This window comes from Pseudomonas poae RE*1-1-14 (genome assembly GCF_000336465.1).
In the GTDB taxonomy this organism is placed as follows: Bacteria; Pseudomonadota; Gammaproteobacteria; order Pseudomonadales; family Pseudomonadaceae; genus Aquipseudomonas; species Aquipseudomonas poae.
In genome coordinates, this window is record NC_020209.1 from 3501283 (window position 1) to 3519440 (window position 18158).

At 62.4% G+C, this 18158-nt stretch carries 20 protein-coding genes; 14 read left to right on the forward strand and 6 right to left on the reverse strand.

The window, feature by feature from the left end; genetic code table 11:
- Positions 1 to 70: 70 nt before the first annotated feature.
- The 6 genes from H045_RS15240 to H045_RS15265 form a co-directional block, all read right to left on the reverse strand.
- The gene (locus H045_RS15240; RefSeq protein ID WP_003237744.1) at positions 71 to 262 is read right to left on the reverse strand and encodes a DUF1289 domain-containing protein; all 192 of its coding nucleotides are present in this window, start codon (positions 260 to 262) and stop codon (positions 71 to 73) included.
- A 70-nt stretch (positions 263 to 332) separates the two neighbouring features.
- The gene (locus tag H045_RS15245; RefSeq protein WP_015372831.1) at positions 333 to 731 is read right to left on the reverse strand and encodes a hypothetical protein; all 399 of its coding nucleotides are present in this window, start codon (positions 729 to 731) and stop codon (positions 333 to 335) included.
- Positions 732 to 869: 138 nt separating this feature from the next.
- Complete coding sequence (gene scpB / locus H045_RS15250; RefSeq protein ID WP_015372832.1) at positions 870 to 1790, reverse strand: SMC-Scp complex subunit ScpB; 921 nt, start codon at positions 1788 to 1790, stop codon at positions 870 to 872.
- Between the two features lie 12 nt (positions 1791 to 1802).
- On the reverse strand, positions 1803 to 2501 hold the full coding sequence (locus tag H045_RS15255) for a segregation and condensation protein A (RefSeq protein WP_164365898.1): 699 nt from the start codon (positions 2499 to 2501) through the stop codon (positions 1803 to 1805).
- A 120-nt stretch (positions 2502 to 2621) separates the two neighbouring features.
- The gene (locus H045_RS15260) at positions 2622 to 3251 is read right to left on the reverse strand and encodes an L-threonylcarbamoyladenylate synthase (RefSeq protein WP_003237737.1); all 630 of its coding nucleotides are present in this window, start codon (positions 3249 to 3251) and stop codon (positions 2622 to 2624) included.
- Between the two features lie 13 nt (positions 3252 to 3264).
- The gene (locus tag H045_RS15265; RefSeq protein ID WP_015372833.1) at positions 3265 to 4128 is read right to left on the reverse strand and encodes a PHP domain-containing protein; all 864 of its coding nucleotides are present in this window, start codon (positions 4126 to 4128) and stop codon (positions 3265 to 3267) included.
- An 87-nt stretch (positions 4129 to 4215) separates the two neighbouring features.
- On the opposite strand from H045_RS15265, the gene H045_RS15270 reads away from it, so the two are divergent.
- The 14 genes from H045_RS15270 (at position 4216) to H045_RS15335 (ending at position 18158) form a co-directional block, all read left to right on the forward strand.
- The gene (locus tag H045_RS15270; RefSeq protein WP_003237732.1) at positions 4216 to 4812 is read left to right on the forward strand and encodes a septation protein A; all 597 of its coding nucleotides are present in this window, start codon (positions 4216 to 4218) and stop codon (positions 4810 to 4812) included.
- Between the two features lies 1 nt (position 4813).
- Entirely contained in the window at positions 4814 to 5113 is a 300-nt protein-coding gene (locus H045_RS15275; RefSeq protein WP_003237731.1) for a YciI family protein, read from the forward strand.
- A gap of 106 nt (positions 5114 to 5219) precedes the next feature.
- Complete coding sequence (locus H045_RS15280; RefSeq protein WP_003237729.1) at positions 5220 to 5627, forward strand: SH3 domain-containing protein; 408 nt, start codon at positions 5220 to 5222, stop codon at positions 5625 to 5627.
- 7 nt (positions 5628 to 5634) lie between these two features.
- The gene (locus H045_RS15285; protein WP_003237727.1) at positions 5635 to 6312 is read left to right on the forward strand and encodes a response regulator transcription factor; all 678 of its coding nucleotides are present in this window, start codon (positions 5635 to 5637) and stop codon (positions 6310 to 6312) included.
- Between the two features lie 400 nt (positions 6313 to 6712).
- On the forward strand, positions 6713 to 7189 hold the full coding sequence (locus H045_RS15290) for a Spy/CpxP family protein refolding chaperone (protein WP_015372834.1): 477 nt from the start codon (positions 6713 to 6715) through the stop codon (positions 7187 to 7189).
- A 69-nt stretch (positions 7190 to 7258) separates the two neighbouring features.
- Positions 7259 to 8602, forward strand: a complete 1344-nt coding sequence (locus H045_RS15295) for a sensor histidine kinase (RefSeq protein ID WP_015372835.1) — start codon at positions 7259 to 7261, stop codon at positions 8600 to 8602.
- A 40-nt stretch (positions 8603 to 8642) separates the two neighbouring features.
- Positions 8643 to 9992: a CoA transferase gene (locus H045_RS15300; RefSeq protein WP_015372836.1), complete on the forward strand. Its 1350-nt coding sequence runs from the start codon at positions 8643 to 8645 to the stop codon at positions 9990 to 9992.
- Between the two features lie 296 nt (positions 9993 to 10288).
- The gene (locus tag H045_RS15305) at positions 10289 to 10651 is read left to right on the forward strand and encodes a DUF5064 family protein (protein ID WP_015372837.1); all 363 of its coding nucleotides are present in this window, start codon (positions 10289 to 10291) and stop codon (positions 10649 to 10651) included.
- A gap of 84 nt (positions 10652 to 10735) precedes the next feature.
- Positions 10736 to 12244, forward strand: coding sequence for a sigma-54-dependent transcriptional regulator (locus tag H045_RS15310; RefSeq protein WP_003237717.1), 1509 nt, complete (start codon positions 10736 to 10738; stop codon positions 12242 to 12244).
- A 316-nt stretch (positions 12245 to 12560) separates the two neighbouring features.
- Positions 12561 to 12944, forward strand: coding sequence for a glycine cleavage system protein GcvH (gcvH, locus tag H045_RS15315; RefSeq protein ID WP_003237716.1), 384 nt, complete (start codon positions 12561 to 12563; stop codon positions 12942 to 12944).
- A gap of 10 nt (positions 12945 to 12954) precedes the next feature.
- Positions 12955 to 15792, forward strand: a complete 2838-nt coding sequence (gcvP, locus tag H045_RS15320) for an aminomethyl-transferring glycine dehydrogenase (protein ID WP_015372838.1) — start codon at positions 12955 to 12957, stop codon at positions 15790 to 15792.
- Positions 15793 to 15845: 53 nt separating this feature from the next.
- A complete protein-coding gene (gcvT, locus tag H045_RS15325; protein ID WP_015372839.1) occupies positions 15846 to 16970 on the forward strand; it encodes a glycine cleavage system aminomethyltransferase GcvT in 1125 nt (374 codons plus the stop codon).
- 392 nt (positions 16971 to 17362) lie between these two features.
- A complete protein-coding gene (locus H045_RS15330; protein ID WP_003237709.1) occupies positions 17363 to 17575 on the forward strand; it encodes a cold-shock protein in 213 nt (70 codons plus the stop codon).
- 94 nt (positions 17576 to 17669) lie between these two features.
- Entirely contained in the window at positions 17670 to 18158 is a 489-nt protein-coding gene (locus H045_RS15335) for an RDD family protein (protein WP_015372840.1), read from the forward strand.

Consider the following 18158-nt stretch of genomic DNA (forward strand, 5'->3'; position numbering starts at 1 on the left):
CGGCAAAGGGTCGCGAATCATACGCGTATGGCGAGCGTTGCGCATCACAGAGTAGTCGATAAGGACCTGGTCATTTGCTTTTCCGCCGACCGGTGGCGCCCAGCGCGAGCAGACGCAGCTCGGCTTCGGCCAGCACCGTGCGCTTGTCGACCTTGTCGAGTTTCTTCCAGGCCCGGATTTCGCGCTTGCTGCGGCCACAGCCGACGCAGATGTCGTCGCTGAATTTGCAGACACTGATGCAGGGGTCTTTGGTTGAACTCATGGGCAATCCTCCGTGAGCGCTGGCGGCATTCTTGCGCCAGCGACTACCACAGGAGGCACCTTACCCTAGATCACGGCAGAGGTTTGACACTGAATAGTTTGCCGGTCTTCGAGAGTTTGGCTTGCCAGGGCTTTCCATTGCAGTCGAGCTTGACCAGGACAGGGATAGTCGTGCCGTCGTCGTCCTTGAAATCCGTGGGTTTGCACCCAGCCGGCAGCGTGTTGCTGGCCCCAATGAATAACGCATCAGACGAACCCGGGCGGAAATACACGGGGCGCTCCACTCCGGTTGGCCCGGCACTCAAACCAACAGCGCCAGCGGGAGCGGCCCCAGCGATGATCTTGACGCTGACATCACCACCGAGCGGGTTATAGGTCGCCGCAAGCGCTTGAGCAGAAATCAATGCATCCAGGCCCATTAACGCTATCGCGCCCAATGACGCCACGAAGTATCGACGAGTGCTTTTCATAATGGATCATCCTTATCAAAAGGGAGGGACTGCCACCACCGCAGATGAAAAGGCACAAGCGCAATGGCATTTGCCAAGTAAACGCCGGGCACCGGGCTGGAACAACTGTCAGAACTAACAGGTAAAAAGGCGGGAAAATCAGGGCTCGAAAGAACGGCGCTCGTTTTCAATCGCTTCAGCCAAGGCCTGAGCTTCGGCCTCTTCGTCGCTCAATTGAGGGGGTTCCAGCGCCGCAACGGCGGCCAGAAGCTGCTCCCGAGCGGCGGCGACGCCGAGAATGTCTTCTTCGGCTTGTGCCTGGGCTTGAGGCTCAGTGCTCGGCGGGGATTCAGGCTCAACGGCCCCCTCTCGCAACAGGTCATCGAAATCGGTCTTGATGCCCTGCTCCATATCGTCCAGCTCCAGCAGCAAGGTATGGAAACTGGTTTCGTCCTTGGGCTCTTCGGGCTCCGCCGTGGCATCGGCCAGTTCCTGCAAGCTCGCCGGAACCGGCGCGTCGTCGAAATCGAGCACCGGCTCGGCTTCCATCTCGCGCAATTCGGCCAGCGGCGGTAGGTCGTCGAGGTTTTTCAGGTTGAAATGGTCGAGGAACACTTTGGTGGTGGCGAACATCGCCGGTTTACCAGGCACGTCGCGGTAGCCGACGATGCGGATCCATTCACGCTCCAGCAACGTTTTAACGATATGGCTGTTCACCGCCACGCCGCGCACATCCTCGATCTCGCCTCGGGTGATCGGCTGGCGATAGGCGATCAGCGCCATGGTTTCCAGCATCGCCCGTGAATAGCGTTGCGGGCGTTCCTCCCACAGACGGCCGACCCACGGGGAAAACTTCTCACGGATCTGCAGGCGATAACCCGACGCCACTTCGCGCAGTTCAAAAGCGCGGCCGTCGCAAGACTTGCGCAGGATCTCCAGCGCCTTCTTGAACACCGGCGGCTCAGGGCGTTCAGCCTCTTCAAATAATTCGAACAGGCGCTCAAGCGATTGCGGCTTGCCCGAAGCCAGGAGGAAGGCCTCCAGCAGCGGCGCCAGTTCACGGGGTTCAGTCAGATTCATCGATTCAGCTCTTTATTCGGCTCGCGCCCGCACGTGGATAGCCGCAAAAGGCTCATTTTGCACCAGCTCAACCAGCGATTCCTTGACCAGTTCCAGGATCGCCATAAACGTGACCACCACCCCCAGGCGCCCTTCCTCGGCGGTAAACAGCTCGACAAACGGCACAAATCCGCCGCCCTTGAGGCGCTCGAGCACATCGCTCATGCGCTCGCGGGTCGACAGTGCCTCACGGCTGACCTGATGGCTTTCAAACATGTCGCCTCGGCGCAGCACTTCGGCCATGGACATCAGCAATTCCTCCAGGCTCACGTCCGGCAGCAGCTTGCGCGCGCGGGCCTCGGGCGCGTCCAGTTTGGGCACCACCACGTCGCGGCCCACGCGGCTAAGGCCGTCGATGCCTTCGGCGGCCGCCTTGAAGCGTTCGTACTCCTGCAGGCGCCGGATCAACTCTGCGCGCGGATCGTCTTCCTCGGCCTCGACGGTTTCGGAGCGCGGCAGCAGCATGCGCGACTTGATCTCGGCGAGCATGGCGGCCATCACCAGGTACTCGGCAGCCAGCTCCAGGCGTACCGACTGCATCAGTTCGACATAGCCCATGTACTGGCGAGTGATTTCCGCCACGGGGATGTCGAGGATGTTGATGTTCTGCTTGCGGATCAGGTACAGCAGCAAGTCCAGCGGGCCCTCGAAGGCTTCAAGGAAGACTTCCAGGGCGTCCGGCGGGATGTACAGGTCCAGCGGCATTTCCATGACGGCCTGGCCGTAGACCATGGCAAATGGCAGTTCCTGCTGAGCGCCTGCCTGGGGATCGGCGGTTTCCACGGCCGACATTCAGGCCTCGACCATGAAGGGCGTGGGGTCGCCGCAACCGACGCGCACCACCTGCGGCTCACCGTCAGCCAGGTTGATCACGGTGGAGGCCTTGCCGCCGCCGAAGCCGCCGTCGATGATCAGGTCCACCTGCTTTTCCAGGAGCTGACGCATTTCATAGGGGTCTTCCAGCGGTTCAGTGTCGCCGGGCATGATCAACGACACGCTCATCAACGGCTCGCCCAGCTCGGCCAGCAACGCCAGGGCAATCGGGTGCTCGGGCACACGCAGGCCGATGGTGCGCTTCTTCGGGTGCAGCAGCAGGCGCGGCACTTCGCGGGTGGCGTTGAGAATAAAGGTGTAGGGCCCGGGCAGGTGGGCCTTGAGCAGGCGGAAAGTGCCGGTGTCGACCTTGGCGAACAGGCCCAACTGGGACAGGTCGCTGCAGATCAGCGCAAAGTTGTGGTTCTTGTCCAGGTCACGCAGGCGTCGTACACGTTCGACCGCGCTCTTGTCACCGATCTGGCAACCGATAGCGTAGGACGAGTCCGTGGGGTAGATCACCACGCCGCCGGCGCGGATGATCTCGACTGCCTGCTTGATCAGGCGCGCCTGGGGGTTTTCCGGATGAATCTGGAAGAATTGACTCACGTGCTCTACCTGTTCAGACGGTGGCAATAATGGGGTCATGCTTGAATCGCCCCCACAACAGCGGCAAATCTTCCGGGATGGCGCGGTACTCGCCAATCTCGGACCAGCCGCCTGGGCCATGAAAATCACTGCCGGCACTGACCAGCAGACCAAACTCGCGGGCAAGGATCGCCAGGCTGCCCACCTGATCGGCGGGTTGATGCCCGTTGACCACTTCAATCGCGTGGCCGCCGGCGCTTATATAGTCACCAATCAGCTTGCGACGCTTGCTGCGCGTGAAATCGTAATGCCAGGGATGCGCCAGGCTGACCCAGGCCCCGGCGGCCCGCAGGGTCTGCACGGTGTCTTCCAGGGTCGGCCAATGTTGCTTCACATCGCCCAGCTTGCCGGCGCCCAGCCATTTGCGGAACGCTTCGGCGCGGTCCTTCACGAAGCCCTCGCGCACCATCCAGTCGGCGAAGTGCGGCCGGGCCGGCGCATTGCCGCTGTCGCCCAGTTCCTGCTGAATGGCGCGGGCGCCGTCGAGGGCGCCGGGCATGCCCTTGAGGCTCAACTTGCGGCTTATTTCTTCGGACCGCAGCCAGCGGCCATCGTGCAATTGGGCGATGGCGGCGACCAGAGCCGGCGCGTTCTGGTCGAAACCGTAGCCCAGCACATGAATGGTGGCGCCGCCCCAGGTGCACGACAACTCCACGCCATTGACCAGTTGCATGCCCAGGCCCTGGGCTGTCGCGCGGGCCTCGTCGAGGCCTTCGACGGTATCGTGGTCGGTCAACGCCAGGACTCGCACGCCTTTTTCAAACGCACGCGCAACCAGTACCGCAGGCGCCAGGGCGCCGTCGGAGGCCGTGCTGTGGCAGTGCAAATCAACATTCACGGGGGTCTGTAACCTCAAGTCAGCTGGCGCTATCGCAACCAAGGATGTTTGTTATTATGCCGCCACATCCAGCTTCTGGCTCTTACTGTGAAACAATTCATCGACTTCATCCCGCTGTTGCTGTTTTTCATCGTTTACAAACTCGACCCTCGGGTCGTCGATCTGGCTGGCCACGAGCTCACCTTTGGCGGCATCTACAGCGCCACTGCTGTGCTGATCATCAGCTCTGTCGTGGTCTACGGCGCCATCTTCATCTCCCAGCGCAAACTGGAAAAAAGCCAATGGCTGACCCTGATCGCCTGCCTTGTCTTCGGCAGCCTGACCCTGGCCTTCCACAGCGAAACCTTCCTTAAATGGAAAGCCCCGGTGGTGAACTGGCTGTTCGCCCTGGCGTTTATCGGCAGCCACTTCATCGGCGATCGCCTGCTGATCAAGCGGATCATGGGCCACGCACTGACCCTGCCGGAGCCCGTGTGGACTCGCCTGAACGTGGCCTGGATTGTGTTTTTCCTGTTCTGCGGTGCCGCCAACCTGTTCGTCGCGTTCACGTTCCAGGACTACTGGGTCGACTTCAAAGTCTTCGGCAGCCTGGGCATGACCGTGCTGTTCCTGGTCGCCCAGGGCATCTACCTGTCGCGCCATCTGCATGACACCGACCCCACCACGCCGAAAACCGAGGACTGACATGCTCTACGCCATCATTGCCACCGACGTCGCCCACTCGCTGGAAAAACGCCTGTCCGTGCGCCCGGCCCATGTCGAGCGCTTGAAAGTGCTGCAAGCCGAAGGCCGGATCGTACTGGCCGGCCCTCACCCGGCGGTGGACAGCAATGACCCGGGCGACGCCGGTTTCACCGGCAGCCTGATCGTTGCCGAGTTCGCTTCACTGGCCGACGCCCAGGCCTGGGCCGACGCTGACCCGTACGTCACGGCGGGCGTGTATGCGAACGTCAACGTCAAACCATTCAAACAAGTCCTGCCTTGATTCAGGTGACGCCGAGCCTTATCGGTTCGGCGCGCTCCTAATTGCTCATTATTCCCGGTAACCTGCCGACAACTTTCTGAATATTCGTGTGGAATCAGGAGTTCCGATGCGCTTACCTCAGTTGTGTCTGTTGGCAGTGATCATGGCCGGGGCCACGGCCCACGCTGAAGAAACCTCGAACAATGGCAGCTCCACGCCGCTGTCCCTGAGTGCCGCCAGCCAGGTCAGCGAGTTGCAGCAGCGTTTGAAAGAAAGCGAACGGCTGCGTGAAGAATTGAGCAGACAACTGCAAACCGCGGACGCCAACCGCGAAAGCGCGCAACTGAGCCGTTTGCGCCAGGAGAACCAACGCCTGGCCCAGCAGCTCAAAGAAACACAGGGCGGGGCCTTGAGCCGCTGGCTCACCGAGCAGCAGCAGTGGTTTGTCACGGGCGCCGCCGTCGCCCTGATCGCCCTGCTGTGCGGGATCTTTGCCAGCGGTGGGCACCGTCGCCGTCGACAATGGCTAAATTGAGTGAGTCATGAGCGAGCTGTTACTGATAGACGATGACCAGGAGCTCTGTGAGCTGCTGACCAGTTGGTTAAGCCAGGAAGGTTTTCAAGTGCGCGCCTGCCACGATGGCTTGAGCGCCCGTAAAGCCTTGGCCGACAGCGCGCCCGCCGCCGTGGTGCTTGACGTGATGCTGCCCGACGGCAGCGGCCTGGAGCTGCTCAAGCAACTGCGCAACGACCACCCGGATCTGCCGGTGCTGATGCTCTCGGCCCGGGGCGAACCGCTGGACCGCATCCTCGGCCTGGAACTGGGCGCGGATGATTACCTGGCCAAGCCCTGCGACCCCCGCGAACTCACAGCCCGCCTGCGCGCGGTGCTGCGCCGCAGCCACCCGGCCGCCGTGTCCACCCAACTCGAACTCGGCGACCTGTGCTTCAGCCCGATACGCGGCGTGGTCAGCATCGACGAACAGGAATTTGCCCTCACCGTCTCCGAAAGCCGCCTGCTGGAAGCCTTGCTGCGCCAGCCCGGCGAACCGCTGGACAAGCAGGAGCTGGCGCAGATAGCCCTGGGCCGCAAGCTGACGCTGTACGATCGCAGCCTGGACATGCACGTCAGTAACCTGCGCAAAAAAATCGGTCCGCACCCGGATGGTCGGCCACGGATCGTGGCGTTGCGCAGCCGTGGTTACTACTACAGCCTCTAAATGCAACGCCGGTCTCTGTGAATCAGCGAATATCTCTGTGGCGAGCAGGCTTGTCCTGCGTTGGGCTGCGCAGCAGCCCCAAAACCAGGCGCTGAGCCGTATCAGGTACACCGCGTTTTGCTGGATAGGGGGCGCTTCGCACCCCAACGCGGGGCAAGCCCGCTCGCCACAATAAGCCTACAAACTTTCCTTAACTGAACGGCATCAGGGCAAGCCCGCTCGCCACAGGACAAGCCCCACCGCCACGAAACTGCCTCTCGCGCCATTCGCCGTGGCAGTTTTGTCAGGCGCCCGCCAAACTGTCTTTACCGAAGCCTTACCCTGCGCTGACAGCGGCTGACCTTGATCGCCGTACTCTACTCACATCCGGACTCACCGGAATAGAGACAGGAGAATCACCATGCGCAAGACCCTTATCGCTCTGATGTTCGCCACTGCCCTGCCCGCCGTTGCCATGGCTGCCATGCCCGAAGGTCCAGGCCCAGGCGCCGGCCCGATGGGCGGCCCTGAAGGTCGCATGATGGGCGGCCCAGGCCCTGGTGCCGATCATGGCCCACGTGGCCGCGGCGGTCCGTTGCGCGAACTGGACCTGACCCCCGAACAGCATCAGCAGATCGACCGCCTGATGCGCGAGCAGAGGGAAGGCCGTCGTGAGCTGGTTGAGAAGTACCTCGACAAAATGCCGGCCGCCGACCAGAAAGCCATGCAGGATGAGAAGGACGCCAGCCGCAAGAAAACCCAGAGCAGCATTCGCGCCGTGCTGACGCCCGAGCAGCAAAAGCAGTTCGACGAGATCGTCAAAAAGCAGGACCAGCGTCGTGCCGAATGGCGAGAATTCAAAGCCTGGAAAGCGCAACAGCCGCAAAAAGCGCAATAATGCCCTAGTGTTACACCCCCCAGCCCAGCGGCCGTGCGCCGCTGGGCTTTTCCTGTTTGAGGGTTTCCTGTGCGTTCATTGTTCTGGCGCATCCTGGCCAGTTTCTGGCTGGCCATCGCGTTGGTTGCCGGGTTGTCGCTGCTGCTTGGGCACATGCTCAATCAGGACGCCTGGATTCTCAGCCGTCATCCCGGCGTCAGCAACCTGGCCAAAGAGTGGACTCAACTGTACGAAGCCCAGGGCGAGGATGCCGCGCAGCAACTGCTGCAACAGCGCAAGCGCCAGTACCACATCGACGTGCAGGTGCTCAACGAAAGCGGCGAAGCGGTGGTGCGTGGCACCTTTCCAAAACGGGCCGCTGCGTTTGAAGCGCGCCAGACCGACGGACAGGGTGGCCCGCTGCCCTGGCGGCGCCTGACAGCCGAGTACACCAGCGAAAAGACCGGCGACACCTACCTCTTCATCTACCGGATTCCGCACCCCGAACTCGACCAATGGCACCGCAGTAGCCTGGCGTGGCCATTGAGCGCGCTGGCGATTGCCCTGGTGGTGCTGACCCTGTTCAGCCTGTTCGTGACGCTGTCCATCACGCGCCCGTTAAGCCGGCTGCGCGGCGCGGTGCATGACCTGGGCCAGGCCACCTATCAGCAGAACAGCCTGGCGCGCCTGGCCAATCGCCGCGATGAGTTCGGCGTGCTCGCCACCGACTTCAACCGTATGGGCGCCCGCCTGCAAAGCCTGATCGGCAGCCAGCGCCAACTGCTGCGCGATGTGTCCCACGAGCTGCGCTCGCCGCTGGCGCGCCTGCGTATCGCCCTGGCCCTGGCCGAACGTGCCGGCAGCGAAGAACGGGAAAAACTCTGGCCGCGCCTGACCCGCGAATGCGACCGCCTGGAAGCGCTGATCAGCGAGATTCTGGTACTGGCGCGGGTGGATGCCGACAACGCCAGCGTCGAGGACATCGACCTCAACCTGCTGCTCAAGACCCTGCAAAAAGACGCCCAACTGAGCGCGCCGGAACAAACGGTGCAGCTCACCGCCGCCGCCGACCTGCACCTCAAGGGCTGGCCGACCATGATTGAGCGCGCGGTGGATAACCTGCTGCGCAACGCCCAGCGCTTCAACCCGCCCGGGCAACCCATCGAGTTGCAGGCACAGCTTCAGGGCGAGCGCATCCTGATCAGCGTGCGCGACCACGGCCAGGGCGTCGACGCCGCGCACCTGAGCCAGCTCGGCGAGCCGTTCTACCGCGCGCCCGGCCAGACCGCCCAGGGCCACGGCCTGGGCCTGGCGATTGCGCGCCGTGCCGCCGAGCGTCATGGCGGAAACCTGATCCTGGCCAACCATGCCGATGGCGGGTTTATAGCGAGCATCGACCTGCCGTTGGTGCCCGGGGTTGTCACAGCGGTGTGATGATCTTCTATAGTGGCCCTTCTCTTACGGAGGGCCCTTGATGACTGACCTGCTCAACACCATCCAAGCCGCACTCGCACTGCCCGCCACCGCGCCGACCTTCAACGGGGCCGGCGCCCTGCCCTCGGCGTTCGCCGTCACTGACCTGGCCAGCGCCAGCATCGCCGCCGCAGGCCAGGCCATGGCCCGGTTGATCGAGCAACAGACCGGGCGCCTGCCCGGCGTGAGTGTCGATCGACGTCTGGCGTCCTTCTGGTTCGCGTCCTCGATCCGCCCGCAGGGTTGGCAGGTGCCGCCACTGTGGGATGCGGTCGCTGGCGACTACGCCAGCGCCGATGGCTGGATTCGCCTGCACACCAATGCGCCCCATCATCGCGCGGCGGCCGAACGGGTACTCGGCAAGGTGGCTGACCGCGCCGGCATGGCCGCGAACGTCGCCCGCTGGAATGCCGCCGAACTGGAAGAGGCGATTGTGCAGGCCGACGGTTGCGCCGCGCAGATGCGTTCCGTGCAGGACTGGCAACGTCACCCCCAGGGGTTGGCGGTTAACAGCGAGCCACTGGTACAGCGCCAGACCTTCGCCACTGCCCGTGAAACGCCATGGCTCGGCTCCATCGCGCGGCCGCTGGCCGGCATCAAGGTGCTGGACCTGACCCGGGTATTGGCCGGCCCCGTGGCCAGCCGCTTTCTCGCCGGCCTGGGCGCTGATGTGTTGCGCATCGACTCACCCACCTGGAACGAGCCGGGCGTGGTGCCGGAAATGACCCTGGGCAAACGCTGCGCCCGGCTGGACCTCAAACGCAGCGACGATCGCCAGGCGTTCGAAGGTTTGCTCAAGGACGCCGATATCCTGTTCCACGGCTACCGCGCCGATGCCTTGGAGCATTTGGGCTACACGACGGCTGAGTTGCAGATACTGGCCCCCGGCCTGATTGACGTCAGCCTCAACGCCTACGGCTGGAGCGGCCCGTGGCGCAATAGGCGTGGGTTCGACAGCCTGGTGCAGATGAGCTGCGGGATCGCCCAGGCGGGCATGGCCTGGAAACAGGCCGATACACCGGTACCGCTGCCGGTGCAGGCGCTGGATCACGCGACCGGTTACCTGATGGCAGCCAGTGCCCTGCAGGCCTTGAGCGAGCGCTTGCGATCCGGGCGTGGCGGTTCGGCACGCTTGTCGCTGGCACGAACGGCGAAGTGTTTACTGGAAGCGGGGCAAGTATCGGAGCAACCGGCGTTGCGCGCCGAAGAGCCCGGCGATCAAGGCCTCGTGGTGGAGCAGACCGCCTGGGGCCCGGCGCATCGGCTGCTGGCGCCGCTGAACATCAGCGGCACACCGTTGCAATGGGATTTGCCAGCGCAGGAATTGGGCTCGCACCGGGCGCAGTGGTAAATCAGGATCTGCTCCTATCGAATATCGACTGCGCATGAGTTATTTCAGGCAACCACATCCCTGTGGCGAGCAGGCTTGTCCTGCGTTGGGCTGCGCGGCAGCCCCAAAACCAGGCGCGCCGTATCAGGTACACCGCGGGGCAAGCCCGCTCCCCACAGAGTCTCTCTGTTTGGCGCGCGACAGCGTTAAGTCCAAACTTAGCGGAGAGTCCCACCTTCGGATCGCATTTCAATGGCCGTACGCGGTCACAACTGTGGGAGCGGTTCACCTATCTGTGACATAGAGGAGAGATGCCGATGGCTACCTTTGAACCCGGACACTTGCATGTCGAGCGCCATGCGCTCAACCAGGACGACTACAGCTACAACCTGCATATCGAATACACCGTCAGTCAGGACCCCAAGGAAGGCACGGGCATGCTGTTCAAGCTGCACGGTTCGGTGCAGGGCAAGGACCTCAACGAGGAATTCTTCCTGCCCAAAGACCAGGCCTTCGATTTTGCCCGGCACGCCATGCACATCACATACAAGTACGGCATGCCGAAAACGGCGGTCCTGAATGGCACGATGCATAAGCAATACGACCAGATGTTCGAGGATGTGCGCCATCAACTGGACCTGAAATCCGGTGACCCGGTCAAGCCCGAACACTTGGAGTAAGCACACCGCCGCTCCCACATTTTGATCTCCATCATCTGCAAGGCATACTTGCCGCCTCCCGCTCTCAAGAATTACTAGCGCCCCATGCGTATCCACGTCAGCTTTATCGACCGCGTCGGTATCACCCAGGAAGTCCTGGCCCTGCTCGGTGGGCGCAATCTCAATCTGGACGCGGTAGAGATGGTGCCGCCCAACGTGTATATCGACGCACCGACCCTCAGCGCCGCGGTGCTGGAAGAGTTGCGCGACGCGCTGTTCAGCGTGCAGGGCGTGCAGGCCGTGACGGTGGTCGACATCCTTCCCGGCCAGCGTCGGCACCTGCAGCTCGATGCCTTGCTGGCCGCCATGACCGACCCGGTGCTGGCCCTGGACAGCGCGGGCAAGATCCTGCTGGCCAACCCGGCGTTGATCGCGCTGTATGGACGCGAACCCGCCGGCGATAGCATCAGTGAGCTGTTCAATGACCCCGCGCTGCTCGACACCTTGCTCGAACACGGCTTTCGCCTGCCTTTGCGCGAGATCAGCGTGAACGGCCAGACCCTGCTGCTGGACGCCACGCCGATCACCGATGCGGGCGCGCTGCTGACCCTTTACCAGCCCAACCGCATCGGCGAGCAACTGTCGGCGCTGCACCATGACCATGCCGAAGGGTTCGATGCACTGCTGGGCGAATCCCCAGTGATCCGCACCCTGAAGGCGCGGGCGCAACGGGTGGCGGCGCTGGATGCACCGCTGCTGATCCAGGGCGAAACCGGCACCGGCAAGGAGCTGGTGGCCCGTGCCTGCCATGCGATCAGTGCGCGGCACAGTGCGCCGTTCCTGGCACTCAACTGCGCGGCGCTGCCGGAGAACCTCGCCGAAAGCGAGCTGTTCGGCTACGCCCCCGGTGCCTTCACCGGCGCCCAGCGCGGTGGCAAACCGGGACTGATGGAGCTGGCGAACCAGGGCACGGTATTTCTCGATGAGATCGGCGAAATGTCGCCGTATCTACAGGCCAAGCTGCTGCGTTTTCTCAATGACGGCAGCTTTCGCCGGGTGGGCGGTGATCGCGAAGTGAAGGTCAATGTGCGCATCCTCAGCGCCACGCACCGCGACCTGGAAAAAATGGTCGGCGAGGGCACCTTTCGCGAAGACCTGTTCTACCGCCTCAATGTGCTCAACGTCGAAGTGCCGCCATTGCGTGAGCGCGGCCAGGACATCCTGCTGCTGGCGCGCTACTTCATGCAGCAGGCCTGCGCGCAGATCCAGCGCCCGATGTGTCGCCTGGCGCCCGGCACCTACCCGGCCCTGCTCGACAACCGCTGGCCGGGTAACGTCAGGCAATTGCAGAACGTGATCTTTCGCGCTGCGGCCATTTGCGAAAGCAGCCTGGTGGACATCGGCGACCTGGATATCGCCGGCACGTCCGTGGCACGCCAGAGCGACGGCGAGGTGGAGAGCCTGGAACAGGCGGTGGAAGACTTCGAGCGCGACCTGCTGGACAAGCTGTACAGCCGCTACCCCTCGACCCGCCAACTGGCGAGCCGGTTGCAGACCTCCCACACGGCTATCGCCCATCGCCTGCGCAAGTACGGCATTCCCAACAAACCCTGAAGCCGCGCACCGATCAGACTGTGGGCGCTGTCAGTGCACTTGGGCGCTTCAATTTTTGGTCCAGGAACGACATCCAGTGTACTGAAAGCGCTACAGCGGAACGATATCGCTACAGTCATCGCTTAAACGCGTCCTGCAAGGCTTTGATCCACATAGGCTTTTTTTCACGGGCCGAGCCGTAACGATATCGCTACACACGTACCCTTTAACGTTATATCCATATTTATCAAGCCATTGATTTATATGAGCTTATTAACATTGGCCGCAATATTGCTAATCAACGCTCATCATTCCGATTCTGGCCCCAGGAGTTTCCATGAGCGAGTTGCGTTTCACTGAAGATCACGAATGGCTGCGCGCCGAAGCCGACGGCAGCGTCACCGTGGGTATCACCGCGTTCGCGCAGAACGCGCTGGGTGATGTGGTTTTCGTGCAACTGCCGGAGTTGCAGGCCTACGCCAAAGGCGCTGAAGCCTCCACCGTGGAGTCGGTAAAAGCGGCGAGCGGCGTGTACATGCCGCTGGACGGCGAAGTGCTGCAAGTGAACGACCAGCTCGATGGCAGCCCGGAGCTGGTCAACGAAGACCCGATGGGCGAAGGTTGGTTCTTCCGCTTCAAACCGGCCGATGCCGAAGCGGTCGCCAAATTGCTCGATCAGGACGCGTACGATCGCCTGATCAAAGCCAACGCTGAAGCTTGAGGAGCGCACCATGACCATCACTCTCGGCACTGCCAACGAATTCATCGCCCGCCATATCGGCCCGCGCCCGCAAGACGAGCAGCACATGCTCGCCAGCCTCGGTTTTGATTCCCTTGAAGCCCTGAGCGCCAGCGTGATCCCGGAAAGCATCAAGGGCACCAGCGTGCTCGGCCTGGAAGACGGCCTGAGCGAAGCCGAGGCCCTGACCAGGATCAAGGCCATCGCCGGCAAGAACCAGCTGTTCAAGACTTACATTGGTCAGGGCTACTACAACTGCCACACGCCGTCGCCGATCCTGCGCAACCTGCTGGAAAACCCGGCCTGGTACACCGCCTACACCCCTTACCAGCCGGAGATTTCCCAGGGCCGCCTGGAAGCGCTGCTGAACTTCCAGACCCTGATCAGCGACCTCACCGGCCTGCCGATCGCCAACGCCTCCCTGCTCGACGAAGCCACCGCCGCCGCCGAAGCCATGACGTTCTGCAAGCGCCTGAGCAAGAACAAGGGCAGCAACGCCTTCTTCGCGTCGATCCACAGCCACCCGCAAACCCTGGATGTGCTGCGCACCCGTGCCGAGCCACTGGGCATCGACGTGGTGGTGGGCGATGAGCGCGAGCTGAGCGACGTCAGCGCCTTCTTCGGCGCGCTGCTGCAATACCCCGCCAGCAACGGCGATGTGTTCGATTACCGTGAGCTGACCGAGCGCTTCCACGCCGCCAATGCGTTGGTGGCCGTAGCCGCCGACCTGCTGGCGCTGACCCTGCTGACCCCGCCGGGCGAGTTCGGCGCCGACGTCGCCATCGGCAGCGCGCAGCGCTTTGGCGTACCGCTGGGCTTTGGCGGCCCGCACGCGGCGTACTTCTCTACCAAGGATGCGTTCAAGCGCGACATGCCAGGCCGTCTGGTGGGTGTTTCCGTCGACCGCTTCGGCAAGCCGGCCCTGCGCCTGGCCATGCAGACCCGCGAGCAACATATTCGTCGCGAGAAAGCCACCAGCAACATCTGCACCGCCCAGGTGCTGCTGGCCAACATCGCCAGCATGTACGCCGTGTACCACGGGCCCAAAGGCCTGACCCAAATCGCCCAGCGCATTCATCACCTCACCGCGATTCTCGCCAAAGGCCTGACCGCCCTGGGCCTGACGGTGGAGCAGCAACACTTCTTCGACACCCTCACCCTCCGCACCGGCGCCAACACTGCCGCCCTGCACGACAAGGCGCACGCGCAGCGCATCAACCTGCGGTGGGTGGATGCCGAGCGTGTGGGCATTTCGGTCGACGAAACCACCACCCAGGCCGATATCGAAACCCTGTGGTCGCTCTTCGCCGACGGCAAGGACCTGCCGGTTTTCGCCCAGGCTCAAAGCACCCTGCCAGCAGCCTTGCTGCGCCAGTCACCGATCCTCAGCCATCCAGTGTTCAACCGTTATCACTCGGAAACCGAGCTGATGCGCTACCTGCGCAAACTGGCCGACAAGGACCTGGCACTGGACCGCACCATGATCCCGCTGGGCTCGTGCACCATGAAGCTCAACGCCGCCAGCGAAATGATCCCGGTGACCTGGGCCGAATTCGGTGCCCTGCACCCGTTCGCCCCGGCCGAGCAAAGCGCCGGCTATCTGGAGCTGACCTCCGACCTGGAAGCCATGCTCTGCGCGGCCACCGGCTACGACGCGATTTCGCTGCAACCGAACGCCGGCTCCCAGGGCGAATACGCAGGCCTGCTGGCCATTCGTGCCTATCACCAGAGCCGTGGCGATGAACGCCGCGACATCTGCCTGATCCCCTCGTCCGCCCACGGCACCAACCCCGCCACCGCCAACATGGCCGGCATGCGCGTGGTGGTCACCGCCTGCGACGCGCGCGGCAACGTCGATATCGACGACCTGCGCGCCAAGGCCATCGAGCACCGCGAGCACCTCGCCGCGCTGATGATCACCTACCCGTCCACCCACGGCGTGTTCGAGGAAGGCATCCGCGAAATCTGCGGCGTCATTCATGACAACGGCGGCCAGGTGTACATCGACGGCGCCAACATGAACGCGATGGTCGGCCTCTGCGCGCCAGGCAAATTCGGTGGCGACGTGTCCCACCTGAACCTGCACAAGACGTTCTGCATCCCCCACGGCGGCGGCGGTCCGGGCGTTGGCCCGATTGGCGTCAAGTCGCACCTGGCGCCGTTTTTGCCGGGCCACGCGGCCATGGCGCGCAAGGAAGGCGCGGTGTGCGCGGCGCCGTTCGGCAGCGCGAGCATTTTGCCGATCACCTGGATGTACATCAGCATGATGGGTGGCGCAGGCCTCAAGCGGGCTTCGCAGCTGGCGATCCTGAATGCCAACTACATTTCCCGTCGCCTCGAAGAGCACTATCCGGTGCTCTACACCGGCAGCAACGGACTGGTGGCCCACGAATGCATCCTTGACCTGCGTCCGCTCAAGGACAGCAGCGGCATTAGCGTGGATGACGTGGCCAAGCGCCTGATCGACTTTGGCTTCCATGCGCCAACCATGTCGTTCCCGGTGGCGGGCACGTTGATGATCGAGCCGACCGAAAGCGAATCACGGGAAGAACTGGACCGTTTCTGCGAGGCCATGATCGCCATCCGTGAAGAAATTCGCGCGGTGGAAAACGGCACGCTCGACAAGGACGACAACCCCCTGAAAAACGCCCCGCACACAGCGGCGGAGCTGGTTGGCGAATGGACCCACCCGTACAGCCGCGAACAGGCGGTGTACCCGGTTGCGTCGCTGATCGATGGCAAATACTGGCCGCCAGTTGGGCGCGTGGACAACGTGTTCGGCGATCGCAACCTCGTGTGCGCCTGCCCGTCAATCGAAAGCTACGCCTGAGATGAGAGGGAGCTTGCTCCCTCTCACACTTCGCCCTTTTTCAGGAGCTGAACATGTCCACTGACACTCTATTGAAAACCCCTTTGCACGCCCTGCACCTCGAACTTGGCGCGCGCATGGTGCCTTTCGCCGGCTACGACATGCCGGTGCAATACCCGCTGGGCGTGATGAAGGAACACCTGCACACCCGCGAACACGCCGGGTTGTTTGACGTGTCCCACATGGGCCAGATCCGCCTCAGCGGCGCCAATGCCGCCAAGGCCCTCGAAAGCCTGGTGCCGGTCGACATTATCGACCTGCCGGTGGGGATGCAGCGCTACGCGATGTTCACCAACGAACAGGGCGGCATTCTTGACGACCTGATGGTGGCCAACCTGGGCAATGACGAATTGTTCCTGGTGGTCAACGCCGCGTGCAAGGATCAGGACCTGGCACACCTGCGCAAACACATCGGTGAGCAATGCAGCATCGAGCCTCTGTTCGAAGCGCGCGCGCTGCTGGCCCTGCAAGGCCCGGCGGCGGTAAAGGTACTGGCACGCCTGGCGCCGGAAGTCACTCGGATGACGTTCATGCAGTTCGCCAGCGTTCGCCTGCTGGGGGTTGACTGCTATGTAAGCCGCTCGGGATACACCGGTGAGGATGGGTTTGAGATCTCCGTACCCGCCGCCAATGCCGAAAGCCTCGCGCGCAGTCTGCTGGCCGAAACCGAAGTGCAGCCGATTGGCCTCGGCGCCCGCGACTCCCTGCGCCTGGAAGCCGGCCTGTGCCTTTATGGCCATGACATGAACACCGAGACCACGCCGATTGAAGCGAGCCTGCTATGGGCCATCTCCAAGGCACGTCGTAGCGAAGGCGCACGCGCTGGCGGCTTCCCGGGCGCCGAGAAAATCTTCAGCCAGCAACAAACTGGCGTGACCCGCAAGCGTGTCGGCCTGCTGCCCCAGGAACGTACACCCGTGCGTGAAGGTGCAGAGGTCGTCGACGAACAGGGCTCCGTTATCGGCACCATCTGCAGCGGCGGCTTTGGGCCGAGCCTCGGTGGCCCTCTGGCAATGGGTTACCTGGACAACGCGTTCACCGCACTGGATACCGAGGTGTCTGCCTTGGTGCGTGGGAAAAAGGTGCCATTACGTGTAAGTAAAATGCCATTCGTACCGCAGCGTTACTACCGTGGCTGACTGGCTGTTTCTATAAGTAACGCGGCTGCGTTAACGTGCACTAAACTGTCACGCAGCCGCCATAAAACAGTGCATCACTGATAGGCTTTTTTATAGGCAAGCGCCTATAACAAGTGAACTTATCTATCGAATAAGACAGCAATACGTGGCGGGTCAAAGTGCCACAAAGCCGAGTAAACGCTGGGGGTTTTGCAGGACTTGTTTTTTCTGCGTTAGTTGGCGTAGAGTTTGTCCACTGTGTTTGCATGGGTCGCTTGGAACCTGGACCTGGGCAGTAGCTGAGGTAGTTTGCTACAACCCGTTCGACGTCTCTTACTTTCCTGCAACCCAGCCCAGTGCTCTTTCATGTGAAAGGGGCTGTCATTAATTTTTAGCGTCAAAGGAAAGAAGAAATGTCCACACGTCAGAGCGGTACCGTCAAGTGGTTCAATGACGAAAAAGGGTTTGGTTTTATCACACCAGAAAGCGGTCCGGATCTGTTCGTGCATTTCCGCGCTATCCAGGGCAACGGCTTCAAGAGCCTGAAAGAAGGCCAGAAAGTGACCTTCGTTGCCGTGCAGGGCCAGAAGGGCATGCAGGCTGACGAAGTACAAGCGGAAGGCTGATCCTTCCTGCAACAAAAAGCCCCTGATATGACATCAGGGGCTTTTTTATGGGCGCGATTCCGTAAACTGCGTATTTTCGTGCGAGAGCCCTGCCATGGCCCACCCCCTGCTGAGCCCTCAGGGCGCGTTCCCCGCTGCCAGCCTGGGTCGTCGCCTGGCAGCGATGCTTTATGACGCGTTGTTGTGTACCGCGCTGCTGATCGTCACCGCCTTTACCTACAAGCTGGTGTGGATCGCCTTCGTGGGTGAAGCACACATGCGCACCCTCACCGAATCCGGCACGCTGGACGGTGACCCAATACTGTCGACCCTCCTGCTGTTTGTGCTGTTCGGCTTCTTTGCCACGTTCTGGACTCACTCCGGGCAGACCCTGGGCATGCAGGTCTGGGGCGTGCGCGTGCAAAACGCCGACGGCTCGCGTATCAGCCTGTGGCAAGCGCTGCTGCGCTTTATGGTGTCGATTGCATCGTGGCTGTGCGTGGGGCTCGGGTTTGTGTGGTCATTGTTCGATAAGCACAAACGCTGCTGGCATGACATCTACTCGGATACGCAGCTGGTGCGAATCGCGCAGCAGAAAAAATAA